Below are 26,052 nucleotides of genomic sequence, written 5' to 3'. Positions count from 1 at the left end.
CTTGTGATGGTGCCGGGCCGCTCGTTCAGCGCTGAGCAGGCCCCGCGTGTTTGGGGCTCAGCAGGAAAGGGGTCACCTCTTGCGTTGGCAGGCTGGGAGCAACGGCGTCGACCGCCTCTTTCTGCTGCTGGTTGAGCTTGATGCGTGCGCGATCGCGCCCCGCCTCAATCAGCTTGGGTGCGTCGAGCGGGCCCGAGATACGAAAGTCGATGCGGGTCACCACATCCACCACCGGCTCCAGCAATTTGGAGAGGGCCAGCACATAGAGACCCGTGATCGGCGTGATGGAAAAGGCCGCCACCACCGGCAGGGTGCCACCCAGGTTCGGGGAAAAGCTCAGCTCGTAGTCGAGCCGCCAGCGCACCAAATCGGCGATCCCCTCGCCGCGCAGATTGCCTGCAGCCCCCTTCATATAGAAATCATTGTTGCTGACCTGCCCCTGCTTGATGGTGGCAGAAGCAGACATGGATTCGAAGTAGAAACCCTTGTCGAACACATCGCGAAAATCGAGGCGCAGCTTGCGCAGCAGGGAGTCGAGACTGAGCAGAGAGAGCAGCCGCGCCCCCTTGTCGTTGACCTCGCGCAGGGTGCCGCCCTCCAGCTGATAGTTGGCACTGCCCCCCAGAGTCGGCAGGCTCGGGCGATAGGGCACATCCTGCCAGTTCAGGTCAAAAGCGAGGGAGCCGGGGGCATCGCCGATGGGGGAGGTGTAGCCGAGCCGCTTGAGCAGCAGCTCGCTGTTGTTGCTGGTCAGCTTGCCACGGGCCCGCGTCTCCATCCGGTTGCCATCGGCCAGCCAGTCGACGCTGCCGGCAAGCTGACTGCCTGCCAACCGCATATCCAGCCCCTTGAGAGTCACCTTGTTGGCGCCCGGCAGCAGCTCGCCTTTCACTTCGCCAAGCGGCAACTCGCCAAAGCGGCAATCGACACAGCTGAATGTCAGCCAGGGGATCGAAGCCATGATGGCGTTATCCTGCTTCGCATCGGGATCCGGGCTGAGATCCGAACTCTTGCCGGACCAGTAGATGCGGGCAAACTTGGCATCCACCGGACGGTTGGCCACTGCGGGCAGGCGGATCACCCCCATCACATCGGGGCTATCGATCATCACTTCGGTCGCCTGATTGGTCGGTCCCACGGTGAAACGCGCCGCCTTGAGGGTGGCACTGCCGATATAGGCACGGGCCAGCTGCCCATCCACCCACCACTCCTGTGGCTGGAAGGCAGGGCCGACTACCGCATTACCGGTCTGGTTCTGCGCTGGCAGCCATTGCTTGAGTCGCGTCAGCCAGCCGCCCACATCGGCCTCCTGCTGGTTGATGGCAAGCAACATGGGGGCATCGCGCATTACCCGGGCACCCGGTTGGCCTATATCAACCCGCACCCGACTGAGATAAGGCACCCCCTCGCCGTAGACCAGCCGGGTCTGCATATCCACATCAGCCCCCAGCACGGCGCGAATGTCGGCGCTGCCATCCCGGCCACGGGCGATCACCTTGAGCGGCAGCCGGCTGGCGCTGCTCTTGGCCAGCGGCAGCGGCAGATCCAGCCCCATCCCCTGCAGGTTGGAGTCGAGCGCCAGCTGGAAGCTAAACGGCTTGCTCTCGGGCAAGATCAACTCGAGCTTGCCGCCCCAGTTGCTGCGGCCGTTGAGGATACCGTACGAAGAGATGGCGGCGGGTTGGCGGCGGCTATCCCATTGCCCCTTGAAATCGAGGTCGACCTGATAGTGATCCTGATGCTGGCGCCCCTGATAGTCGAGGGTCAGCGGCTGGTTCCACAGGCTCGCCTTGAGGTTGCTGAAACGGGTCTGCTGGTTGTCATACTCGAGGCGCCCCTGCACCTTCTCCAGCGGCAGATCCAGACTGGCGACCCGCACCTTGTTGTTGCTGAAGGTGGCATCGCCACTCGCCTTCACCTCGCTCTCGCCATCGAGAGGAATATCGAGCTTGACCGATCCTGCCATCGGGCCACGGATCTCGATCTCCCGCAGCGCCTGACCTACCGAACTGCCCAGCGGGGAGTCCTGCAGGTAGTCGCTGATGGCCTTACCCTCCCCCTGCACCTTGGCATCCACATAGAGGTGGGCGCCTGGGGAGAGATCCGGGATCCAGGCATGCACCGAGTCGGAGCTCGCCTTGCCAAGTCGGGTGGAGCGGCTGCGCATATCGAGGCCGGCATTCTGGAACAAGAGATCGATCTGCAGGTCGGTGAGCGGTTGCCAACCAGGGAAGAACTCGTAGGTGGCCCGCTCCAGCGGCACCGCCACCTGGAAGATGCCATCACCTTTCTCATAAGGGAAATCCCGAAACTCCCCATACCAGAGCAGGTCAGCCCCCTTGGCCTTGCCCCCCTTGATGGCGCCGCTCAGGTAATCCACCAGCCCCTTGTCCATCGCCTGCAGCGGGAAGTAGCGATCCGCATGGCCCGCATTCTTCACATCGATGCGACCGGTCAGGGCGAGGAAAGGGTGCTCGAACAGATCGAGGCGGAAACGGCTGGACAGGGTCAGATCCGGGTTATCCAGCGCGATATCCTGCCCGTACAGCACCCAGCCCTGTTCCTCGCGCCACCAGTCGAGGCGGGCCGAGAAGTTGTCGACCGGGATCGGCATCTTGAAGTGACGGGCGGGATCCACCTTGTCGTTCGCCAGCGCCACTCTGGCGCTGCCCCCCTTGGGGGTGAGCCAGAATTCACCGTCGAGATCCTGCATCCCGGGCACGTCGTGCCAGGCATTGAGGCTCACATTGACGATCTCGCCGCTGAGGGATATATCCTGCCACCCGGCATCCGCCTGCAGGGTCAAATCTGTCAGCTTGCCCTTGGGTTTGGTCTGCTTGAGCAGCTCGCTCTGGGCAGGATAAATCGCGGAGACCAGCTGGCTCAGCTGGGCAAGCTGGTCGAGATCGATCTGCGGCACATAGCCCTGCACCCGCTCACCGATCCGCTCCAGCTGCAACCGGCTGTGCAGCCAGGGTTTACCATCCAGCTTGAAGGTGACGCCATGGCTGGCCAGTTGCCAGTTTTCACCATCGCGGCGTAGCTGAACCTTGCCGCCATCGAGGCCGAAACGGTGCATCTCCCCTTTCTTGGGATCCTTCCAGATCAGGTAGTTGTTGCCAAAGGCCAGCAGGGTATTGCCCAGCTTGCCGCTGTCAAACTCGCTCCAGAGCTGGAAATCGAGCTGCCCGGCCACCTTGGGTTCACCAGCATGGATCCTGGCGAGGGTCGGGGTAATATCGAGCTGGCGGGCACCCAGATAGAGCTGCCCCTTGAGGCGATCGAGCCGATCTTGTGGCGTATCTACATCGAGTATCAGGTCCAGGGTGCTCTCGCCTACCCCGTTGATGAGATAGGCCTTACCGACCCCCTGATGGCGCTTGCCACGATTCTGCCAGCGCAGTTGGGCAATATCGAGTGCTCGCATGTCGCCCAGTGCGGTGGTGACATTGAGCCGGGTGTTATGGATGTCAAAGGTGGAGAGCTGGGTCAGCAGAAAGCGCAGCAGGGCGCCCTGCTGGGGATCGCCGGAAGGGCTGTCGTCAGCCGGTTGGCGCAAGTCGAGGGTGATATCGCCATCGCTGAGGATCAGCTCGCCAAACACCGGCTTTAGCTCGTTAATAGTGCGCCAGAAGTCGAGATGCACCCAGGCCTTGCCGAGCTTGACGGTATAGCGTTTGGAGTCGGGGGCAACGGCGAGCTGTTGCAGTTCGAGGGCCGGGCCTGATTGTGTCCAGCTCAGTCCAATTTGATCGACGCTGACCTTGATTTGCGAATCGCCGAGCAGAGTGTGGATAAGGCTCTCTCGATACTGATTCAGCAAAGGGCCCCCGACCCGCACCAGGGTGACCAGCATGGCCAGCAGTACGAACAGGACCCCCAGGGCTAACCAGCCCCGACTCAGCCAGCGATAGACCAATTACATCATCACCACGTCGAACTGCTCCTGGCCGCAGAGAGGCTCGCTCACCACCCGCACCTGCTTGCCGATAAACACTTCCAGCTCCGCCAGACTGTGGGACTCCTCGCCATGGAGATAGTCGGCTACGGCAGGGGCTGCGTAGACGGTGAACTGATCTGCATCGTAGGCACGGTTGACCCGGATGATCTCCCGCAGGATCTCGAAGCAGACCGACTCCACCGTCTTGACCCGGCCGCGTCCCTTGCACTCGGGGCACTCGGAGCAGAGCACATGCTCCAGACTCTCGCGGGTGCGCTTGCGGGTCATCTCCACCAGGCCCAGCTGGGAGAAACCGTTGACGTTGGTCTTGGCGCGATCCTTGGACAGCGCCTGCTCCAGACTGTGCAGCACCCGGCGGCGGTGATCTTCCGACTGCATGTCGATGAAGTCGATGATGATGATGCCACCGAGGTTGCGCAGGCGCAGATGACGAGCGATGGCTGCCGTCGCCTCGACGTTGGTATTGAAGATGGTCTCTTCCAGATTACGATGGCCGACAAAGGCGCCGGTGTTGATATCCACCGTGGTCATGGCTTCGGTCTGGTCGATGATGAGGTAGCCACCGGATTTCAGCTCCACCTTGCGCTCCAGCGCCCGCTGGATCTCGTTCTCCACATCGTAGAGATCGAAGATCGGTGACTCGCCGGGGTAGTACTCCAGTTTGCTGGCCAGCTCCGGCACATACTCTTCGGTGAAGCGCTTGAGCTGATCGAAGCTCTGGCGGGAGTCAACGCGGATCTTGTCGAGTTCTGCGCCGACGAAATCGCGCACCACCCGGAATGCCAGACTGGGATCCTCGTAGAGGATCTTGCAGGGGGGATACTTCTGCTTGCGCTCGAGGATCTTGCGCCACAGCCGCTTGAGGAAGGCGGCATCCTGCTCCAGCTCCTGCTCCCCCACCCCTTCAGCGGCGGTACGGATGATGTAGCCACCCAGCTCATCCACATAGCCAGCTACGGTGCGCTTGAGGCGCTCCCGCTCCGCTTCGGACTCGATTCGCTGGGAGACGCCGACGTGAGCGCTGCCCGGCATAAAGACCAGATAGCGGGAAGGCAAGGTGATATCGGTGGTGAGACGGGCACCCTTGGTACCCAGCGGGTCTTTCACCACCTGCACCATGATGTCCTGCCCCTGACGCACCAGCTCGGCGATATTGCCGACCTGGAACTGCTCCTTCTCCTTCACAGCCACACACTCGGTATGGGGCACAATATCGGAGGCGTGTAAAAAGGCCGCCTTGTCCATACCGATATCGACGAAAGCCGCCTGCATGCCCGGGAGCACCCGGCTGATCTTGCCTTTGTAGATGTTGCCGACAATGCCGCGTTTGGCCTGACGCTCTACATGCACTTCCTGCAGCAGACCGTTTTCGACCAGAGCGACACGGGTTTCGGAGGGGGTAACGTTAACCAGCAGTTCTACCGACATAACTAACCTTGCCTGTTCCAGTTTTGAATTCTTATACAGCCAATCCGGTACAACGCGCGCAAGGAAGAACGCAGCAGAGCACAGCTGACGGAAAATTACTTGTGTTGTTCCAGATGCTGCTTGATCAATAGATCCGTCTCCAGCAGCGGCAGGCCGACCACGGCGCTATAGCTGCCTTCGATGCGGCTGACAAACTTGCCGGCAATCCCCTGAATGCCGTAGGCCCCGGCCTTGTCACAGGGCTCTCCGGTTTGCCAGTAGGCCTCAATCTCGGCCTCGTCCAGCTTGCGAAACGCCACGTTGGTGGTGACCAGTCGCACATCGCAGCGCTCGGGGGTGGCCAGCGCCACCGCGGTCATCACCTGATGTACCTTGCCGGAGAGTGCCTCCAGCATATCCTTGGCATCGAGCAGATCGGACGGTTTCTCCAGCACCCGATCCCCCAGCACCACTATGGTGTCGGCACCCAACACCGGCAACGCCGTCGGCGCACACGCCACACCAGCCATCGCCTTGTCGCGGGCGAGACGGCAGACATAATCCTGCGGTTTCTCCCCCTCTTCCCGTTGCTCCGGCACATCCAGTTTCAGCACATCAAAACGATAGCCAAGCTGGGCCAACAGTTCGCGACGACGGGGGGAACCCGATGCAAGATAGAGTTGCAGTTCGTTGTTTTTGCTCATATTTACCTGATATTGAAGCGGCGCCGCACTTTGCGCAACACCAGAAACACCCAGGGCCATATTAGCATCGTCGTCAACGTCGACCAAAAGTAGGCGAAGTTGAGGCTGGCCCGGCTAAACAGGTGTTCGGCCCAGAACACCGTCAGCTTGCCTACCAGCGACAGCCCACCGATGATCAGGGCCTGTTGCCAGAGGGAGAAGTTGCGGATCTTCTGGAACTGGAATGCTGCCAGATAGGTGGTGATGGCCATCGCCATGGCCCGCACGCCGAGGGTGCTGCCAAGCAGCACATCCAGCAGCAGGCCGGCCACCCAGGCGGTGCCGACGTTGGTCCGGTGCGGCAACGCCAGTGCCCAGTAAATGAGCACCATGGCCAGCCAGTCCGGACGAAATGGATCAAATTCGAAAGGAAGCGGCAGGATCGACAGGCTCAAAGCCAGCAGGATCGAAATCCAGATCCAGATCCTGCCGCTGGCGGGTTGCAGCATCAGCGAGTGGCTCCTGCGGCGGAGGCAGCCGTTGCCACCCGTTCGCCATTCTCATCATCGTGTAATTCGGGTTTCTTGTCGGTCCACAGCAGCAGCAGATAGCGCAGCCTGTCCAGCTCGACCAGCGGCTTGGCCTCGACCTGGGCGAAGGGCTTGCCCTCCACATATTCAGAGCGGGTCACGGTCGCCACCGGATAACCTTCAGGGAAACGGCCACCCAGACCGGAGGTGACCAACAGATCCCCCACCTGAATATCGGTGTTGCGCGGCAGGTTGCGCAGCTCCAGCTTGTCGAGCTCACCACTGCCGGAGGCGATGGCGCGCAAGTCGTTGCGCAGCACCCGCACCGGAATGCCGTGGCTGGAGTCGGTTATCAGCAGCACGCGACTGGTGGTGGAGCCAACGTGGAGCACCTGACCAATCACACCCTGATCGTTGATCACCGCCTGACCGTTATAGACGCCATCCAGCGCCCCCTTGTTGATCAGCACCTGATGGCTGAAGGGGTCGGAATCCACCGACAGCAGCTCGGCCACCATCTTGCGGGACTCTTTGTGCACCGGCGAACCGAGCAGCTCGCGCAGACGCTGGTTCTCGTGCTCCAGATGATCCATCTTGAGCAGGCGAGAGCGCAGGGTAAACAGCTGTTGCTCCTGCTGCTTGGTCTGCTCGATGAGATCGGCACGGGTCTGCACCTGGGTCGACATGGTGTCGAGCAGGGTACCGGGCGCATTGGCCATGTATTGCAGGGGACTGACTAACGAACTGAGGTAGACGCGGACATGGGTAAACACACCGAAGCGGGAGTCCGCGACGATGGCAGCAATGGAGATGATGACGGCGAGAAACAACCGTAACTGAAGCGAAGGGCCTCTACCAAAAATGGGTTTCATGGGTCGTCAAAAAAGAGCCGGCACGCTGGCCGGCTTTGGGTCTTATTCGTAGTGGAACAGATCGCCACCGTGCATATCGATCAGCTCCAGCGCCTTGCCGCCGCCACGGGCCACACAGGTGAGGGGATCTTCGGCCACGACGACAGGAATGCCAGTCTCTTCCATCAGCAGACGGTCGATATCTTTCAGCAGAGCGCCACCACCGGTCAGCACCATGCCGCGCTCGGAGATGTCGGAAGCCAGTTCCGGCGGGGACTGCTCCAGAGCCACCATAACGGCGGCCACGATACCGGACAGCGGCTCTTGCAGCGCTTCCAGGATTTCGTTGGAGTTGAGGGTGAAGCTGCGCGGTACACCTTCAGCCAGGTTGCGACCACGGACTTCAATCTCGCGCACCTCTTCGCCCGGATAGGCGGAGCCGATCTCGTGCTTGATGCGCTCGGCAGTGGCTTCACCGATCAGGCTGCCGTAGTTGCGACGGACGTAGCTGATGATGGCTTCGTCAAACTTGTCGCCACCGATACGGACGGACTGGGAGTAGACCACACCGTTCAGGGAGATGATGGCTACTTCGGTAGTACCACCACCGATATCAACCACCATGGAACCGGTTGCTTCGGACACCGGCAGGCCGGCACCGATGGCAGCAGCCATAGGCTCATCGATCAGGTAAACCTCGCGGGCACCTGCACCCAGAGCGGACTCCTTGATGGCACGACGCTCAACCTGAGTGGAGCCACACGGTACACACACCAGCACACGCGGGCTGGGGCGGAAATAGTTGTTGTCGTGAACCTGCTTGATGAAGTGCTGCAGCATCTTCTCGGTCACGTAAAAATCGGCAATCACGCCGTCTTTCATCGGGCGGATCGCGGAGATGTTGCCCGGGGTACGGCCCAGCATCTGCTTGGCGGCATGACCGACAGCAGCGACCGATTTGGCGTTCCCGCGCTCTTGGCGAATGGCGACAACTGAGGGTTCGTTAAGGACGATCCCTTGATCTTTTACATAGATCAGGGTGTTGGCAGTTCCCAAATCGATCGACAGATCGTTGGAAAAGACGCCTCTGAGCTTTTTGAACATGGCTACGGGAAATCCTAAGAATTTGGAGGTGCAGAAAACCGGCTAACTTTACCAATGCCCACCCCAATCGGCAAGCGCTCAAACTGTCGCCAATCAATCAGGCGCGACAAAAATGCGAGTCATCACTCACTCGCACACGCTTGCAAACACTAATAAACAAGGATTTAGGGGGATGCTGCTGAGCCATCCCCCCTTTCACATTATTCAATGCAATACTTCGCGCCGATAAATAATTCTGTCATTACCACGGCTGGAGCCGAAAATGGCCTCCCCCTGCAGGTTGCCGTCATTGGCACTCGTTGGGTCAGACAACCAGAGTGGCGATGATGGCTGTTTTGCCAAATCGACCTTGTAGGGGATGCGCACCGAGATGTCCGGCTTGGCAAAGTGGAACAGGATCTCCCCGTCTTTCGCCAGTGCAGCCTCCCCACCCGGTGCCGAACTGCCCAACCCCAGCTTTATCTTGCGACCCGCCCCCAGCTCCAGGTCACGGCTGGCCCCATCAAAGGTGTGACTCGGGTTGAGGAAAGTGAACCCCTGATTGGCCAAAGAGAGCTGGGTACATTGATCTTCCTTGTTCAACAACCAGTTGCCCGCTTCGTAATATTGCATCTGCTGCGGAATGGCCAGCGGCGCCGAGGCCAGGCCTGCCTCCGTGCCCGCCTGCAGGCGGCCGAAATAGGCTTTCATTGGCACACTGTCGATTAAACGGGCATTACAACCGCGGCCACTGCAGTTACCCACTACGGCATCATTGAAATTCGGGCTGGCAATCAGCGTTCTGTCGCCATCGTTATCCCTCATATAAAGGCCAAACAGCAAAGAGTTGTAGGGACCATCCGGTTGCGTGTCAGAGAGGCGCACAAACTCGCTGCTACCGGCAGTCAAAGTCGCCCGGCCATTTAGCCATGGCAACGGCTGCAAACTGCGCAAGCGGTTCGACAGGGATTTACCATCCAGGTTATTGGCAACCGAGATAAAAGCACTCCCCTTGGCAAAGGGCCCCGTATAATTCAGGGTCTGTACACCCGTCGTGTTACGAGCCAGCACATCCAACGCAATGCCAAAGGGCTGGCCCATGTAGGAGAACGCATTGCAGGCCGGCACGATATCACCGCTGACCAGATTGAAGTCGGCAGGAATAAAACGCCCCACCGGCTGGCTCTGGGCTGATGGGATGGTGTAATTGAAGTAGCCATTGGCTGGTGGCGTCGCCGTCATCCGGAACACTCCCACCTCGCTCACAGTCTGGCTAAGGCTATTGACACTGTTGGTCGCTGCCACGTGGTTGTAAGTAGAAGTACCCAATACGGCATTGGAGCCGGGGCTTGGTGCCACCAAGGTGCTACCCAAGCCAATGCCACTCAGCACAAAGTTGGGCGTAGTCTGATTTCCTGCGCAGATATCCCCATCATTAGCCGACTCCCAGGCCATCGCCTTGATATCTACCTGAAACGTCTCCCCCGCTTTTTTGAAGACTGGACAGCTGCTATCACCTGCCGCGCATACCCCTTGCGGAGGGGTAATGCACAAGCCCACCGGACGCGCTACAAACTGATCCGCGCCGAGCATCACCAGACCGGCTTCACTGCCGGTACCATCATAACGGGCATCCAGTTGCACCTTGCCCGCGTCCGGGTACTTAACCGTTATGGTCGACTGCCCCTGAGCATCGAATGCGAGGGAGAGCGGCGTTGCAGCGCCCTGACTGGCACCTATCGTACTGCTGTTGACGCTCATCTGGCTGTTATAGGGGTTACTGGTGGGGGTGATATAGCTACCCCAGAACTTGACGCTCTTGCTCTGGTTGGCAAACCCCGGCACGCACTGCCTGGTCACGTCGCTCTTCTTGACCGCCTTGATGGTCACCGTCTGCGGCTGGTTCGAGTAGGTGTCGGGCACGTCGAAGATAAATCCGCTGTCGGCAAAGGTGAGCGTACAGGCAGCCGCACTCTTGGCGCCACCGCCAACCCGGCACAGGGTGGTACTCAACGGTTTGGTCGAGGGCGTCGAGCCGCTGACCCCGACGGTCACCGTACCGGCGGTATTCTGTCGCAGCGCCAGCGTGGTGGTTCCTCCGCTGAAGCTCACTTGATTGCCTCCCACCCAACCACCGCTGGTACTCGTTGCGGGTTGCAGGGTGGCAGTCACGGGCTCGGTCACCAACAGGCTGCAGTCGGCATTGGCACAGGCCCGAATGGTCAGGGTTTCAGGGTTGCAGGTCAGCGCATTGCCGCTGTGATCGAATTCGAAATGATCGATCTGGGTGCCCACTGGACTGGAACGCAGCGCACAGATCCGCACGTTATCGATCTCGTGGAAGTTGGTCACCGACCCGGTGGACCCAGTCAATGACAGCAGGAAGTTGCCCGGTACTGTCGCTTGGCCGGTCTGGCTCGTCATGTTGATTGGACCAACGAGCGTACGAAACCCGTCACCGCTATCCCGTTCGACGGTGGCCACCGAGTTGCCCGCCGTGCGAGAGTCGACCGTAATGCGATAGCGGTGGGGGCGATTGCTGTTGGTACCGCTGTCGACGGTCGGGTTGAGATTGCTGGCGGTTCCGGCCAGGTAGCGGTAACCGGAGGTACCGGAGCCGGATCCGCGAATAGATACGGCCTGCGGTCGGGAGCCGATATTATAAGACCCCCCCTCATTGGCGTAGTTGCCGTATTCGTCGATCCCGACACCAAGCCAGCCGCCCGCAAAACCACTGATCCCGGTCTTGAAACCGTATCCTAGGGGGCCACCAAACGCACCTGGTTGTGGCGTCAGGGTGGCATCCGAGAGCACCACCGCCATGCCATCCGCCCCGCTTGTGCCGGAAGTCTTGTAGGCGTATTGATCGAACTCGACCGTCACCAGGTTACCAGCCCCGGGGAAGAGGCGCTGGAAAGTGGCCGACGTGGCCTGGTTGGTGACGTTCTGGGTAAGACGCAGGCGACCATTCTGCACCGATGGCAATGTGCTGTTGTTGCGCTGAGCCACGACCCAACTGTCGGGGTTGATCTGGCTGCTTTCGAAACCGTCGACAAAACAGGTCAGCATCGGCGGAAGTACCGCTTCATTGATGCTGGACTGGGCATCCATGGCCAGATAGCGGGCCGTCACCCTGCCATAGACGGTGGCATTATTGTTCATGGTGAGCTTCCCATCGGCATAGAGATAACCATAAAACGTGGTGCGGTTGTCGATCACCATGTCGTTATAGTTAACCCAGATGAGACTGCCCTGATTATTGGCATTGATATTGACCGTATTGACCAGCTTGACATCCTGATTGACGAAAATCCGGGTGGTGCCACTGCCTGAGAGACGGATGGTACCGCTGTCCAGAATCAGCTTGTCGATGAAGTAATCCCCCTCCCCCAGCACCAGGATCGCGTTGTTGCGCACTGTCAGCGTCTTGATCAGGTAGGTGCTGCGGCTGGGGAACGTCATAGTGCAGTTTTCTACCGTCATCGCACCATAAGAGGTACTGGAAGCCGTTTGCGCACCGAACGAACAGAGCTGGGTCGAATTGGAGGTGATGGCGGGAAAAGCATTATTCCCGCTCAGGGACAGCCCGCGGATATCTTTGCCAGTAACGCTACAAACCATGTAGCCGCCAGTACCATCATCGCAGCGCGGCGTATTGTTCTGATCCGGCTGGATGGAGCAGAAGTTGAGAGGCAAACCGCCGGAACCGTTGATCTTGGCGTTGTTGAGTTGGCTAAGCTGGTAGCCGCTAATCTGATGGCAAACGTTATTGTTGTTGCCATGATGCCCTTGCACCACATCCGGAAAGAGCGTGCCTGTGTCGATAGGGTCGAAGGCCCAGACATGGCCAGTAAAGAGGGCAAGCGCCCATACCCATTTCATTGTCCGCCTCCGTCATACGCTTCAAGCATCAGAGTTCTGCTCACGGCAAAATCGGGACTCGCACTATCCAGTTCAGAGGAACCACAGGTTCCGACACTCTCGAGACGATAGCCATTAGTCACGGCACCGTTATAGGTCACCGGAACCTGAGTGCAACGCACAGCAACTTGGCACTGCACCAGACCGGTAACGCCGGTGAACGAGGGGGTCGGGCTGATCCAGTCACAACGATCCTGGGGAGATGGCGCAGCAGGCCGGTTCGGAAACAGCTGATACAGAGCAATCTCCAGCCCGCTCTGGGCGGCCAGCAGAGCACGCACACTGCGTACCTCCACGGTATTTTTCTCGCTACTGTCGACCAGAAAACGGCCCATGGCGGCCGCCAGCAGCGCCATCACCACGATCACAAACAGGGCGATCATCAGGGCGCTACCACGCATCCGTCCTGCCGGGAGTGCATCACGGGACATTGAACACCTCGATCTTGTGGTTGAAGGTGACCGACTCCCCCTTGCGTTCGAACACAAAGCGCATGCCAAACTCCCCTTCGGCGTTAAACGCCGAGGTTTCCCGATAGAAGGTTCCAATACGAAGGGAATCGGCCATCAATACGCCTTGTGCAGGTAAGGATGCTCCAATGGGGGCAGTGGCACGGATCAGCGTGTTTCCTTCCACACAGTAACGTACCTGCTGGTTGGCAAAGTAGACCCGGCTGCCCGGAGAGAGACCAGCCAGGCTCTCGGCACTGGTATAGCGGATGGTTTGCGCTCCGGATACGGGCGTCAGCACATCCGTGACCTTGGCCACGCAGCGGCCATAATCGCAGCCAGCCGTGAGCGAACCGGCATTTTTGTCCGGCACAGGGAAGACGATCAGCTGATCATTTTTTTTGACGGCGGTGGCATCCACATCCAGTGGGTTGGCAGCAGAAGCCGGGGTCGCCATCACCAGCTCAAGGGTGGCCGTGCTCCCCGACATAGCACGGTTAAGCGCCAGATAGCGGCTGGAGGTGCTGATGGGCCAAAACCGCAGACAGGCACCGGAGTCGACCCATGCCCCGCCAGTCGTCTCGATCCGCTCCGATCCCGGCACCGCATCGCGCAGTTCGCGGTTAAGCCGCTCCATGGCGAAGCGGGCATCGCTCATCAGCTGCTCACGGCTGCTGGCATCGCCATAAATCTGGGTACCGATACCGATAAACTGGCTGGTAAAGGTCGCCATTATCCCGAGCAGCAGGATGACCATCACCAGCTCGACCAGGGTAAAGCCACGGTTACCCCGAGGTTTGTGGTAGGTTCGATTGGCCACCAGGCGTAATCTGGCGCCGGAGTTGGCTAGGGGCGCTGATATTCTGGTAGAGAGGCAACCCCCGACAGCAGAGCGATCCATCAGTAGTTCCCCCGGTAGAAGGAGAAGTCGAGCACGCTCTGATCCGGTAGCTTGATCTGCAGATCAATACGCTTACCCACAGAACAGGGTGCGGCACAACTCTTGAAGGTGCCGTCGCTGAAATCGGCTCCGCTCACCACAATTTTCACCTGATAGTTGCGATACTCCTCACCGCCGACTCCCGCTGCAGTCTGAGTCAGGCTGTTGGCATCCACCCAATTACCTGCGGTATCGAAATCATCCACATCGTTATAGGCATAGGATGCGGGCTCACCATCAGGACCATATTGACTAGGCTGCCAACCAGCAATCGTCGGAGCAGGAGGTTGCTGGGTACATGCCACGCCAACAGGGCAACTGCAATCCCCATAAAATTGGCCATTAAAGGTCTCGCCACAACGATAACGACCACCGTTATGATCCGAATGTTCATCAAACGACTTTTGCAGGATCTCGCCGGAGAGGCGCTGGGCAAGCTGGGCGGCGCGCACCTGCTGCACCGGCTCCACTGCCTGAGGTGCTTGATTGATAAGTAACCCCAACATACCGGTCAAGGCCACGGCCAGCAGCACGATGCCGACGATCAGCTCAATCAGGGTAAAACCACGCTTAAGGGATCTCATGGATAAACCCCTCAGACTCAATCTGGATGCGGCTGGTTTCGCGACCATCTGTGGCTTGCAGCTCGCAGCCACCGGCGCAGCTACCGAGCGGGCGGCCCATCTGATCAAAGCGGATAACAAAAGGAGGCGTGCCCTTGTTCGAGGAGAGGGAGATCCCGGCTGACAGGGTCACCGGACGGCCACGGGTGAGCTGATTAGCGTTCCAGCTCGATATAGCCGCAGGATCACCACAAGGGGAGAGCGTGCTGTGGCCAAACTGGCCCTCGTCAACCCGCAGTGAGGTACAACGATTGGCCGGTTCGTGCATATTGACGGTCTGTACCAGCCGCAGCCGGGTAAGCAGCTCGTCACGCACGGTTTGAGTTTCAAAGCCGCCTTTGCCCAGCCATTTTGGCACGGCAAAGGCGGCCAGAATCCCGAGTAACAGGATCACCAGTACCAGTTCAATCAGGGTAAAGCCCTTGGTTGCAGGCATGGGACTTCTCATCAGGGAAAAGAGAAAGCGAGGCCGAAGCCTCGCCTTTTTAATCATTATTTACCGCATTCAGTACTTACTGCGATGGAGGGTACGCCACCTACAGCAGTAATAGTATTCGCATAAGTCACAGCACACTTACTGTTAGGTTCGTTGCTGGGTTTAAAAGTACCAGGAGTACCAGACACTTCACTCCAGCCATCCAGAGCAACAGTTTTACCTGCATCTGTGGTGAGTGGGTAACCAAATTTGGTGTTAACTGTGGTACCGGCTACAGAAACAGCACCAGAGGTACCCTCAATTCCCAGAATTGCAGCTTTGCTATATACCAACTGGGAAGAGCTTTGCAGAGATGCTTTGACACCATCTGCAGCTGCTTTACGAGCATCATCCTGCAAATTCAGGAACTTGGGTGCAGCGGTGACCGCCAGAATACCCAGAATGATGATCACGATAACCAGTTCGATCAGGGTAAAACCCGCCTGTTTTTTCATTTCACTTTCCTCTGTTAATTAATATTTGTGGTCACCTGACCGGACGCCGGACGGTAACTGAAACTCATAAATGCATCAGTCTTGCCTTGCGGATCCTGATACTTGCCATCACTGCCCTTACTCAAACTATTGACCAAATAGTAACGGCAGACCGAATCCAGTCCATTACTGCTCACTGTGGCATAGTATTTCAGGTCATTGCCGCTACCGCGCACTTCATTGAAGCTGGCCGTAGCCTTGGGCGGGTTTTGCAGTAACCCCTCCCAAATATTGAGACAACGTTCGGCGGTCAGATTGGCCGGATCCACATCGGGATTACCGCTTGCAACGGTATCCATGGGATAGCCAGGCGACAGCTCGCCGTTGCTGATCTGGGTATCGGTTGGTGTGGTCAGATAGAAGCGACTACCGTCATAGAGCACGGTATTTAGGCTGTCCTGTTTGGCGCGACCTTCCGCCTCCCATTGCGCCCGTACCAGTGAAACGCCGGTAGCAAAACCGCCAGAGACCCCTTCCACGCTGGCCTTCTTCGCTTCGTCAGTCACATCGAGAAAGCGCGGCAGTGCAGTCACCGCCAGGATCCCCAGGATCACGATAACGATCACCAGCTCAATGAGGGAAAAGCCGGCAGACCGTCTTCTCATCCCGTTTTCCGGCATTGTTGGTGCCATTGGTTTCATTTTCATGCTCCCTTGGTAATGGCCGATATTATTTCATGCAGACCTAAAAAAATCATGTAGTTGGGTCATATGATTAGCCTCATTCAAGGCTTTTTCATCACTCGCCCGTCGGAAAACAGATAAACCAGCCAATAACCATCCCATCCTATCTCGCAGCCACTGCCATCGGGGCGAGCCAGAAACTGTAAGGGTGGCATGCTCCCCTCCGTCTCGCCCACCAGCGCAAGCCACAACTGACGACAATTCTCTGATGGGGATTGCGGGGGCAATAGTCCGAGTGGCCAGCCACGCTCATCAAATTGCCAACCATGACCGGCGCTATGCAGGGTGCCGGGGCGCCGCTCATTCAGCCAGATCCCGTGCAAACGCTGTGCCCGCTCAGCAAATTGCTCCCCCAGCAGGGTGAGCGAAAGCTGTTGCGCCTCCTCCCGGTTGATCTGATAGCTGCGCACCAGGGTCGTGACGATCACCATCAGCAGGACTATCACGGCGATCCGCCGATATCCGGCCAGCCAGCGATCATCCTGTTGTGTCTGTCTGCTCATCCACTCCTCGACTCCCTCGCCCTATTGCCTCTTACGACGCTCATCATGTCCCGCCAATCAGAGTTAAAGATGCATGGTTACTTACCCCGAACAGCGCGCATCATGTCCCACATCGGTGTAAAGATCCCGAGCGCCAGGATCAGCACCATCACCGCCACGATCCCGATCAGGATCGGCTCGATCCGTGCAGTGAGACTCTTGAGGTCATAATCCACCTCCCGCTCGTAATACTCGGCCGCTTCATGGAGCAGGTCATCGACCTGACCGGTCTCCTCCCCCACGGCAATCATCTGCATCACCAGCGGGGTAAACAGGCCGCTACTGCTGGCTGTGCGCAGCAGGCTCTCGCCCCGCTCGATACCGGCGCGCATATCTCGTACCCGCCCCGCCATCCAGGCGTTATCCACCGCATCGGCCACCAGGGTCAGCGCAGTGTTCAGCGGCACCCCTGCCTTGAGCATCATGGAAAAACTGCGGGCAAAACGAGCCAGCAGGGAGCGTTCTATGATGGTGCCGACGATCGGCAATTTGAGCTGCCAGCGGTGCCAGGTCAGCTTGCCCTTGGTGGTAGCAACCCAGCGGCGCCAACCAAACACCATCCCCGCCAAAATGGCGAGCAGCAACCACCAGTAGTGAACAAAAAAGTGGGAAGTGGCGAGCAGAATGCGGGTCGCCAGCGGCAACTCCACCCCGAACTTGGCGAACATGCCGGCAAACACCGGGATCACCATGATATTGAGGATAACCATGGCGATACCGATGGCGATCATCACGAAGCTGGGGTAGCGCATGGCGGTCTTGATCCGCTTGCGGGTCTCCAGCTCCAGCTCGAAATAGTTGGCAAGCTGCAAAAAGGCCTCTTCCAGCTGACCGGTGTTCTCACCCACGTGGATAATGGCGACAAACAGGCTGCTGAATACCTTGGGGTGCGCCTGCATCGAGCTCGACAGCGGCCGACCATTGCCGAGATCTTCCCCCAGCGAATGAAGCGCCCGCTTGAGCGGCTTGCTGTGGGTGCTATCCTCCAGCCCGGAGATGGCGCGCAGGATCGGGATCCCGGCCCGGGTCAGGGCATACATCTGACGGCTGAAGATCACCAGCTCGTCCAGCTTGACGCCCCCTTCCAGCAGCAGTGACCAGTCGATGGCGGCGGATTTGGCCTTGCTGGCTTTCAGCTCGGTAGGCATCACCCCGCGGCGCATCAGCTGTTCGGCGGCCGCCATCTCGTTGGCAGCCTCTACAACGCCACTGGTGGCGTTGCCCTGGCTGTCACGCCCCTTGTAGGCAAAATTAGCCATCGCTTACCCCAAATCCTCGGCCAGTCGCAGCACCTCGTCCACCGAGGTGATCCCCTGACGGGCATAGTCGAGTGCGGTGAGGGCCAGCGGCCGGTAGTGTTCGTGTTGACGGGCCGCCTTGGCGAACCCTTCCGCATCGTTGCGGCGCAGGGCATCCATCATCGGCTGATCCAGCTCCAGCAGCTCGTAGACCCCAATCCGTCCGGAGTAACCGGTAAAGTTGCAACTCTGGCAACCCCGGCCCTTGTGATAGGTATGCTGGCCAGGCGCCTCGCCGGAGAGCACGGTAAGCCAGGTGGCCTGCCCTTCGTCCGGCGCCTTCTCCTCAACGCAGTGCTCACACACTCGCCGCACCAGCCGCTGGGCGACCACCGCTCGCAGGGCGCTCGCCACCAGATAGCCGGGCGCCCCCATGTCGATCAGACGCAGGGCACTGGTCACCGCATCGTTGGTGTGCAGGGTGGTCAGCACCAGGTGACCGGTGATGGCGCCACGCAGACCGATCTCCACCGTCTCGTTGTCCCGCATCTCACCCACCAGCAGGATGTCCGGGTCCTGGCGCAGGGTGGAACGCAGCACATGGGAAAAGGTGAGACCGATCTTGGGATTGACCTGCACCTGGCTGATACGGGGCAGACGATACTCCACCGGATCTTCGACCGTGATGATCTTGTTGCTGGACTGATTGAGCTCGGAGAGGGCGCCATAGAGGGTGGTAGTCTTGCCGCTCCCGGTCGGGCCGGTCACCAGGATCATGCCGTGCGGGCGTTTGAGCTGACGGCGGAAACGGGTCAGGATCTCCGGCGGCATGCCGGTCTCGGTCAGTGACAGAATGCCGGAGGATTGATCCAGCAGACGCATCACCACCGACTCGCCATACTGCACCGGCATGGTGGACATCCGCACATCGACATCGCGGCCGCGCACCTTCATGTTGAAACGGCCATCCTGCGGCAGCCGCTTCTCGGAGATATCGAGCCCGGCCACCAGCTTGAGGCGCAGCACCAGCGCCTGGGCGATGCGTACCTCATTGAGGATGTTTTCGTGGAGAATGCCGTCGATCCGCTGGCGAATGCGCAGCACCTTCTCGTCCGGCTCGATGTGGATATCCGACGCCCCCACCTGTACCGCATCCTCGAACAGGGAGCGCAGCAACTTGGCTACCGTCGCCTCCCCCTCGTCACTGGCCCCCAGATTGCCGGACCCCAACTCGAAGCCGGAGTCCTGATACTCCTCCTGCAGCTGTTCGGCGAAGCTCTCAATCTCGCGGGTACGGCGATAGAGGCGGTCAAAATACTCCAGCAACTGCCCTTCCCGCGCGACCGCCAGCACCATCTCCCGCGGGCTCAGCAGGGCGGCGATGGCATCCAGCGCACTCAAATCCGCCGGATCCGACATGGCCACCGTCACCTTGTTGTCGGTGAGGTTGACTGCCAGCGCCCGATAACGGCGTGCCTGCACTTCGGGCAGCAACGGCACAGCAGCGGCGTCGATGGTGAGGTTATTGAGATCGAAGAAGGGCACATCCAGCTGGCGAGCGAGGAACTGCAGTAGCTGCACCTCACTGATAAAACCGAGGTCAATCAGAGTGGTACCCAGTTTGCGGCCGGTCTGACGCTGCTGCTGCAAGGCAAGCTGCAACTGATCATCAGAGATGATCTGCTCTTGAACCAGCAGGTCGCCGAGGCGCATTTTCAGTCTGGGTTGTGCCATGCAAACTCCAAAAAAGTGATCCCGGCCGCCCGTCAGGGGGCGAGCTGGGCAATACGCTGTTCAAGCCAGCTGGTCGAGGCCTCGCCCAGGTTGCCGTGCAACTGGGCATTGCGATAAGCGTCCAGCGCCCGCTGGCTGTGGCCCTGCCCATCCTCGGCCACGCCGAGCCCGAGCCACCAGCGGCCTTGATCCGGCTGCTGGCGCAACAATTTCACATAGAGATCCGCCGCCTCGGTGTGCTGGCCCAGCTCCTGGCTGAGCCCGGCCCAGGTGGCGTAATAGTCCAGATTGCTGGCGAGATCCGGTCGGTAGCCGGTCAGCCAATCCAGCGCCTTGCGCTGATCACCGCCACTGATGGCGAGCCGCGCCAGCAACAGCCGAAAATCCGCCTGCCCCGGATCGAGCCTGAGCCCCTCCTCCAGCAGCTGGCTCGCCTCGCTCAGCCGCCCCTCGCCGTAGAGCAGACCCGCCAGCTGTTCGCGCGCCCCCTGATTGTGCGGGTCGTGGGCCAGCACCTGATAGTAGTTGTCCTGGGCATCGCGCAGCTGGCCCTTGGCCATGGCGGTGGTGGCCTTGCGCTCGGCCAGGGTGGCCAGTTCGGCCTCGGAGAGGTTGACCGTCTCTATCTTGAGCACGCCGGGCTTGCGCGGCGCGGCCGCGGGGGCCTCTTGCTCCGCCGCCAGTTCGGCATAAAGGTCGGGTTGCAGCTCCTCATCGCTTGGCCCCTCCTCGTCGATGGCCGCTACGTCTGCCTCGTCGGCGACAGCTTCTTCCTGCGCAGCCGGCGCCTGTTGCGGCTCGGCGGCCGGCGATGGGGCAAGCTGGCGCGGGGTCGGCAGCGTCACCACCTGATCCACCGGCTCCTGTTCTGCACTGGCCGGCACAGGTGCGAGAACGGCGCGGGCAACGGCGTCCGGTTTGGGCTCGCCGGTCGTCTGCAACTGGTGGGTTTCGGCGACCCGCTGGCTCTGCTGCCAGTAGATCCAGGTACGCCAGCCCAGAATGCCGAGGGCCAGCCCGCAGATCAGGGTCAGCAGCAACATCCACCAGCCCTGCTGGCGGACGGGCGGCACATAGACGGCCCCCTCGCCCCCCTGCTGACGCTGTTCCAGATCCTTTAGCATCTGATTGATCACGCTCATTGCCAGACTCCATAGGCGAGGGCACAGCCCAGCAACAGCAGCAGCGGCCACCAGCGCCGCGACACGAAGCGGCGAGCGTCATCGGTGTCGCGCACGGCCAGTCGCACCAGCCGGCCGTCGATCTGGCGCGCTCCCTGGCCGTAGGCCAGCATCAGACATTTCTGCGCCAGGATATTGATGAGCCGCGGGATGCCGCGCGAGGCGCGCCACAGCTGGCGCAGGGCCGCCCCGCCAAACAGCGGGGCCCCGCGATAACCGGAGATGTGCAATCTGTGCTCCAGATAGGCGCGGGTTTCGTCGAACCGCAGCGGCCGCAGGCAGTAGGAGAAGCCGATCCGCTGGCGCAGCTGGCGCAGATGGGGCTTGGCCAGCCGGCTATCCAGCTCGGGCTGGCCAAACAGCACTATCTGCAGCAGCTTGCTCGACTCGGTCTCCAGGTTGCCGAACAGCCGGATCGCCTCCAGCGTCTCGTCCGGCAGCGCCTGCGCCTCGTCGATCAGCACCACCACCCGGCTCCCCTGCCGATGCAGGCTAATGAGGTGGCGGTGGATGCGGTCGGTCAGATCCAGCTCGCTCTGATCCCGCACCGGCAACCCCAGCTCCAGCGCCAGGGCGATGCGCAGCTCGGCCGGGCTGAGATGGGGATTGGGCAGCCAGGCCAGACGCACCGGCCGCTCCTCCGAGCCCAGTTCGCTCAGCAGCTTGCGGCAGAGCAGGGTCTTGCCGGTGCCAACCTCTCCGGTCACCTTGATGAAGCCCTCCCCCTGTGCCAGCGCCCAGTTGAGCACCTGCAGCGCCTCCTCGTGCGGAGGCAGCCCGTAATAGAAACCAGTGTTGGGGGTGAGGCCGAAGGGGGCCTCCTGCAGCCCGAAGTGGTTCAGGTACATGTCGTCAGCTCCCACGCCAAGGCCGGGCGGTCTGCAACAGACCACCCGTCAGCACCAGACCAGGGGACAGAGCCTGATACGCGTTCATGCCATCACCCCTTGGGGGGATACCATTTGTCGAGTAGTTCGGAGGAGCGCTGCAGTTCGTTCTGCCAGGTGTCCTTCTCCACCACGGTCGGTTTGAGCAGGATCACCAGCTCCACCTTCTTGGTGCTTTCGCGCCGATTGGTGAAGGCCTCGCCGACCCAGGGAATGTCCCCCAGCAGCGGCACCTTGCTGACGATCTCCTGCTTGTCGGTCTTCATCAGGCCACCGATGACGATGATGTCGCCGTTGTTGGCCTGCACCACGGTATCGGACTCGCGGATCGAGCTCCTGGCCAGCGGCAGGACCAAGGGATCCGCCGTGCCGACATCGATGGTTTTCTTCTGCTCTTCGGTGTCGATGACGGAGGGGTGGATATGCAGCAGCACCTTGCCCTCTTCGTCGATCTGCGGCGTCACATCCAGCGCGATGCCGGAGAAGAAGGGGGTCAGCTCTACATTGGGCGTGACTATCGGTGCCGATGTCCCTGAGGTGGTGGTCGTGGTGGAGGCGTTGGTGACGAAATACTCGTCGGTCCCCACCTTGATCACCGCCTTCTGGTTGTTGGTCGCCGTCACCCGCGGGCTGGAGAGGGTATTCACATCCCCCTGGGTCTTGAGCAGGTTGACCGCCACGTTGAAGTTGCCATCCGTGATGGTAAAACCGGCACCGCCACCAATTGCCTTGAAAATCGGGTTTGTTGCGCCCACCAGGCTGGTTCCCAGCGAACCGGCACCGTTCAACAGCTTGTACGCAGGGTCGCTGCCCGGAGCAGTCAGGATGGGCTGAGCCACCGTCGGAATACCCTTGTTGCCATCCCAGCTGGCCGTCAATCCGCTCCAGTCCACCCCCTGCTCGTAGCCTTCGCTGAGGGCCACCTCCAGGATCCGCGCCTCCAGCACCACCTGGCGCTTGAGATGACTCTCAGACTGGTTGAGGAACTCGCGCACCGCCTTGAGCTCCTTCGGATAGGCCCGGACGGTGACCAGACCCGCCTGCGGGCTGGTGATGACGGCGCGACCGTCACCGCTGCCGATCAGGGTCTGCAGGGTATCGCGCAGATCGGTCCAGTAGTCGCTGTTGGTGTCGGTCTCGATGCGGGTGCCGTTGCCGTCACTGCCCGAGCCGCCATTGGAGGAGCGGTTGCTGGTGTTGTTGTTGGTACTGCCGTTGGCGTTATCGAAGTTGTTGTTATTGCTGCTGTTGCTGTCGTTAGAGGCCACCCCGCCGGTGCTGACCGAGGTGCGGGAGAGGCCGCGCCGGGACATCATCAGATAGTTGACCGGGATGGTTTCGGTGCGCAAACCCGCCGGATAGATATGGAAGACGTTGCCCTTGCGCTGTACGTCAAAACCGTACATGTCGCCCACCACCGCCAGCACTTCCGGCAGGGTCACATCCTTGAGCTCGACCGAGATCTGACCAGCCACCCCGGGGTGCACCGCCACGCTGTAACGGGAGCCCTTGAACAGGGAACCGAAAAACTCCACCGCCTCCACGTCGTGAGCCGCGATACGCAGCCGTTTCTCCGGCATGCCGACCGGCATCTGCGGCCGGTTCAGCTGCAGCAATTCACTCTGCACCGACTTGGGCAAGGTGGTCAGCGGGGCAGCCTGCTTCTGCTGTTCGTTCATGGCCTGCTTGAGGGCATCCTTCGCCTGGGTCGGCTCGGGGTGCTGATACGTGGTACAGCCTGCAGCCATCATGGCCACGGTGATCAGACAGAGACGGTGTTTTTTCATGTAATTAGGGCACCCTGACTTGCAATTAAACTCGATAAAGCCGATTCACCTCTCGAGAGGCAAGCACGACTCAAACCCGGATCTTGCTGGCAAACAGTGTTACCGCATGGCGTTTTCCCGCCTTTTCCAGCACCACGGCATCGGCATTGATGGCCACCAGCGTATAGCCGTCCACCTGTTGTCCGACCCGATAACTCTTGCCATTGAGTACCGCCAGTGCAGGGCCATTGCCCAGCACCACACTCTGCAGCTTCGGCAAACCGGCGCTGCTCTCGCCGGTCGCACGGGCGCCAACCGCCACATCCGCCAGCGGCGCAGTGGGATCCTGCAATACCTCGACCTGCCCCGCCTGAACCAGCAAGCTGAACAGGCAACAGCACAACGCAAACACTCTAGCCACGGATAAACTCCTTGCTGGTACTCAGGGTGTAGATCTCCATCTCCACCACCGCGCCGGGATAGGCTTTGACCTGATAGTCGAACTGCTTCCAGTAGAAGTGGCGCGGCAAGGCTTCCAGCGCTTTAAGATATTGATACACATCGAAATAGCCGCCTTCAAGCTGAAGCCGGATACCATGCTTGTAGAGATTGACCTTCTGCTCTCCCGCCATCAGCGGGGTCGGCTCCAGCGAACTGAGCGCCAGCATGTGAAGGTTGGCGGAGCGGGAGAGCAGCGCCTCCAGCACCAGCGGCATCTCGTGCGCCGGGATCAGATCGACGGTCTGTGCCTTCAGCTCATCGTCGATACGGGCCAGATCCGTTTCGACCTGCGCCAGCTGGTCGCGAACTCCCTGATTGGGATCCCGCTTGAGCCGGGCCTGTTTGCCGAGGTTTTCCAGCTCCATGATCTCGAGGTCGCGCTCGGCGGCGCTCAGGGCCATGCGATCCTGCTGCAGGCGGGTATCGGCGCCATCGAGCCAGCCGTAGAGTCCGGCCGCGCCCAGCAGCACCAGACCAGTCAGCAGGATCAACACCCGCTCCCGCTGGCTCAACACGGCGATACGCTGGCCCCATGCCTGCCATTGTGCTTTCAGGTTCATCAGGGTTTCTCCCGCGCGATGCCGCTCAACTGGAAGGTCAGGCGACCCTCCTTGTCACGGCTGAGGGTCAGTTCACCAAACTCCTTGCCCACCAGACTCGGGGTCTGCTTGAAGCGGTTGACCCAGGCCGGTACATCCTGACTGCGTCCGGCAAAGCCGGAGAGGTTGATCCGCCCTTCGTTGATCTCGATGCGCTGCAACGAGAGGTTGCTGTTGCGAATGCGGGAGAGATCCGCCATCACGCTGGCATAGCCCTGGGATTTTTGCAGGGTCAGGCTGCCCAGCTGGCGCATCAGCCCCTGCTTGGCCGTCAGCTCATCCTGCTTGTTGACCAGTTGCTGTTGCAGCCGGGGATCTGCCTGATGGCGCGCCAGCTCGGCATCGAGCCGCTGCGCCTCGCTGCGCTTGAGTTCCAGCTCGGCAGAGCGCTGCGCCAGCGCCCGGCTGACCTGCTGCTGCTGCCAGCTGTACCCCCCCCCCGTCAACAGGATCAGCAGCAGTGCAAAGCCCCATACCAGCGCCATCTGATTGAGGCTGGCCCACTGCCGCTTGGGGCGAAACTCGGCGCCATAGAGGTTTATCTGACGTTTCATCACGCATCCTCCCCGATGGCGGCGGCGTAGGCCGAGAGGTATTCGACGCCGGCCAGGACAGCCTTGTTGGCCATGGCGGAGACGGCAAAGCCGAAGGTCTGCTCCATGTGACGCACCAGGGTACCGATAAAGGGCGAGGCGACGGCAAACTGCATCTGCCCCAGCTCGGGCAATTTCAGCTGGCCCGCCAGATAGTCGAGGGAGCGCTGGATCTCCAGCGCCAGTGAATCGAGCAGCATGCTGTCCGGCTCATGTTCGCCAGTCAGGCTGATGAAACCGCGCAGCTGGCGGGAGAAGCAGAGCCCGCCCTGATGGAAGACCAGCAGTTGCAGATCCTGCCCCTTGGGCTGCCACAGCAGCATGCGCACCGTCTCGTCAGCGTCATAGAGAGAGGTGAGCGCCAATTCGTCGCTGATGATGGATTGCAGGGTGGCGATGCCGTTGATGGCATCGGCCAGCTGTTGCACCCGGCTCTTGGGCAGGCAAATCACATTGATGCGAGGACGACCGGCCGGCGGGGTGGGCAAGTCCACATAATCCATCGCCAGTTGCAGCACGGGTTCGCTGACATAATCCTTGATGGCCCAAGGGAGCGCCCCCGCCATCTCGGCGTCAGGCACGGCAGGCTTGTCGATCTGGATCTGTTGATAAAGGCTGGCGGCGAGGGCCACCCGCACTTTAGACTTGGCCAGTCCATGACGGCTGAACAGCTCGTTCATGGCCACTGCCCACTCCTGTGGGCCGTTGATGGTGCGCGTCGCGAAGATGGGGGGATTGCCCACCGCAGCCAGCATGATCCTGTCATTGGCCAGCAAGAGCCCGACCTGGCGGCTTGGCGTCGACCGTCTGAACAGTTGTTTCATGTAAGCCCGCCCATCAATAGTGATTAAATGTATGAAATATTAACATAAACAGCAGATTAGCCTCCAGATTAAAAGACGGACTCACCA

Annotated in this window: 23 protein-coding genes; all 23 read right to left on the bottom strand. The window is 60.3% G+C overall.

The genetic code is table 11. The features are described 5' to 3' along the window. Positions 1 to 25: 25 nt before the first annotated feature. The gene (locus G5149_RS08310) at positions 26 to 3,919 is read right to left on the bottom strand and encodes a YhdP family protein (protein ID WP_421212229.1); all 3,894 of its coding nucleotides are present in this window, start codon (positions 3,917 to 3,919) and stop codon (positions 26 to 28) included. After that, the gene (gene rng, locus G5149_RS08305) at positions 3,920 to 5,389 is read right to left on the bottom strand and encodes a ribonuclease G (RefSeq protein WP_005340056.1); all 1,470 of its coding nucleotides are present in this window, start codon (positions 5,387 to 5,389) and stop codon (positions 3,920 to 3,922) included. A gap of 95 nt (positions 5,390 to 5,484) precedes the next feature. Then, positions 5,485 to 6,072, bottom strand: a complete 588-nt coding sequence (locus G5149_RS08300) for a Maf family protein (protein WP_005342909.1) — start codon at positions 6,070 to 6,072, stop codon at positions 5,485 to 5,487. A 2-nt stretch (positions 6,073 to 6,074) separates the two neighbouring features. Beyond that, entirely contained in the window at positions 6,075 to 6,560 is a 486-nt protein-coding gene (gene mreD / locus G5149_RS08295) for a rod shape-determining protein MreD (protein ID WP_005342908.1), read from the bottom strand. Continuing rightward, positions 6,560 to 7,453: a rod shape-determining protein MreC gene (gene mreC / locus G5149_RS08290; RefSeq protein ID WP_421212228.1), complete on the bottom strand. Its 894-nt coding sequence runs from the start codon at positions 7,451 to 7,453 to the stop codon at positions 6,560 to 6,562. Before mreC ends, mreD begins: the two co-directional genes overlap by 1 nt. A gap of 42 nt (positions 7,454 to 7,495) precedes the next feature. After that, on the bottom strand, positions 7,496 to 8,536 hold the full coding sequence (locus tag G5149_RS08285) for a rod shape-determining protein (RefSeq protein WP_005340051.1): 1,041 nt from the start codon (positions 8,534 to 8,536) through the stop codon (positions 7,496 to 7,498). A 204-nt stretch (positions 8,537 to 8,740) separates the two neighbouring features. Beyond that, positions 8,741 to 12,397, bottom strand: a complete 3,657-nt coding sequence (locus G5149_RS08280; protein ID WP_216979617.1) for a DUF6701 domain-containing protein — start codon at positions 12,395 to 12,397, stop codon at positions 8,741 to 8,743. Beyond that, a complete protein-coding gene (locus G5149_RS08275) occupies positions 12,394 to 12,819 on the bottom strand; it encodes an MSHA biogenesis protein MshP (protein ID WP_216954499.1) in 426 nt (141 codons plus the stop codon). The genes G5149_RS08280 and G5149_RS08275 overlap by 4 nt, the downstream gene beginning before the upstream one ends. 37 nt (positions 12,820 to 12,856) lie before the next feature. Continuing rightward, the gene (locus tag G5149_RS08270; RefSeq protein WP_216979619.1) at positions 12,857 to 13,786 is read right to left on the bottom strand and encodes a type II secretion system protein; all 930 of its coding nucleotides are present in this window, start codon (positions 13,784 to 13,786) and stop codon (positions 12,857 to 12,859) included. Beyond that, the gene (locus tag G5149_RS08265; protein WP_337073120.1) at positions 13,786 to 14,409 is read right to left on the bottom strand and encodes a type II secretion system protein; all 624 of its coding nucleotides are present in this window, start codon (positions 14,407 to 14,409) and stop codon (positions 13,786 to 13,788) included. The genes G5149_RS08270 and G5149_RS08265 overlap by 1 nt, the downstream gene beginning before the upstream one ends. Next, positions 14,396 to 14,884, bottom strand: coding sequence for a prepilin-type N-terminal cleavage/methylation domain-containing protein (locus G5149_RS08260; RefSeq protein ID WP_337073119.1), 489 nt, complete (start codon positions 14,882 to 14,884; stop codon positions 14,396 to 14,398). Before G5149_RS08260 ends, G5149_RS08265 begins: the two co-directional genes overlap by 14 nt. Positions 14,885 to 14,940: 56 nt before the next feature. Further along, a complete protein-coding gene (locus tag G5149_RS08255) occupies positions 14,941 to 15,378 on the bottom strand; it encodes a prepilin-type N-terminal cleavage/methylation domain-containing protein (protein ID WP_139409366.1) in 438 nt (145 codons plus the stop codon). Positions 15,379 to 15,392: 14 nt separating this feature from the next. Further along, entirely contained in the window at positions 15,393 to 16,064 is a 672-nt protein-coding gene (locus G5149_RS08250; RefSeq protein ID WP_421212227.1) for a type II secretion system protein, read from the bottom strand. Positions 16,065 to 16,141: 77 nt separating this feature from the next. After that, a complete protein-coding gene (locus tag G5149_RS08245) occupies positions 16,142 to 16,603 on the bottom strand; it encodes a hypothetical protein (protein WP_005342899.1) in 462 nt (153 codons plus the stop codon). Positions 16,604 to 16,680: 77 nt separating this feature from the next. Beyond that, positions 16,681 to 17,901, bottom strand: coding sequence for a type II secretion system F family protein (locus tag G5149_RS08240; protein ID WP_421212226.1), 1,221 nt, complete (start codon positions 17,899 to 17,901; stop codon positions 16,681 to 16,683). A gap of 3 nt (positions 17,902 to 17,904) precedes the next feature. Continuing rightward, positions 17,905 to 19,614, bottom strand: coding sequence for an MSHA fimbrial ATPase MshE (gene mshE / locus G5149_RS08235; RefSeq protein ID WP_201947761.1), 1,710 nt, complete (start codon positions 19,612 to 19,614; stop codon positions 17,905 to 17,907). Positions 19,615 to 19,646: 32 nt separating this feature from the next. After that, the gene (locus G5149_RS08230; protein WP_362817215.1) at positions 19,647 to 20,756 is read right to left on the bottom strand and encodes a tetratricopeptide repeat protein; all 1,110 of its coding nucleotides are present in this window, start codon (positions 20,754 to 20,756) and stop codon (positions 19,647 to 19,649) included. Further along, complete coding sequence (gene mshM / locus G5149_RS08225) at positions 20,753 to 21,643, bottom strand: MSHA fimbrial biogenesis protein MshM (protein ID WP_219326114.1); 891 nt, start codon at positions 21,641 to 21,643, stop codon at positions 20,753 to 20,755. The genes G5149_RS08230 and mshM overlap by 4 nt, the downstream gene beginning before the upstream one ends. Before the next feature lie 92 nt (positions 21,644 to 21,735). Continuing rightward, a complete protein-coding gene (gene mshL, locus G5149_RS08220) occupies positions 21,736 to 23,469 on the bottom strand; it encodes a pilus (MSHA type) biogenesis protein MshL (protein ID WP_421212225.1) in 1,734 nt (577 codons plus the stop codon). Positions 23,470 to 23,539: 70 nt separating this feature from the next. Further along, positions 23,540 to 23,869, bottom strand: coding sequence for a SctD/MshK family protein (locus G5149_RS08215; RefSeq protein WP_265061714.1), 330 nt, complete (start codon positions 23,867 to 23,869; stop codon positions 23,540 to 23,542). Further along, positions 23,862 to 24,509, bottom strand: coding sequence for an MSHA biogenesis protein MshJ (locus G5149_RS08210; RefSeq protein WP_139412193.1), 648 nt, complete (start codon positions 24,507 to 24,509; stop codon positions 23,862 to 23,864). The genes G5149_RS08215 and G5149_RS08210 overlap by 8 nt, the downstream gene beginning before the upstream one ends. Beyond that, the gene (locus G5149_RS08205) at positions 24,509 to 25,102 is read right to left on the bottom strand and encodes a PilN domain-containing protein (RefSeq protein WP_201947769.1); all 594 of its coding nucleotides are present in this window, start codon (positions 25,100 to 25,102) and stop codon (positions 24,509 to 24,511) included. The genes G5149_RS08210 and G5149_RS08205 overlap by 1 nt, the downstream gene beginning before the upstream one ends. Next, positions 25,102 to 25,965 (bottom strand): MSHA biogenesis protein MshI, encoded by an 864-nt coding sequence (locus G5149_RS08200; RefSeq protein WP_139740303.1) that lies wholly within the window; start codon positions 25,963 to 25,965, stop codon positions 25,102 to 25,104. Before G5149_RS08200 ends, G5149_RS08205 begins: the two co-directional genes overlap by 1 nt. Positions 25,966 to 26,052: the final 87 nt, after the last annotated feature.

It is taken from the genome of Aeromonas sp. 600479 (assembly GCF_049175515.1).
GTDB lineage: Bacteria > Pseudomonadota > Gammaproteobacteria > Enterobacterales > Aeromonadaceae > Aeromonas > Aeromonas veronii_A.
This window is presented reverse-complemented; position numbering and strand designations above follow the sequence as displayed.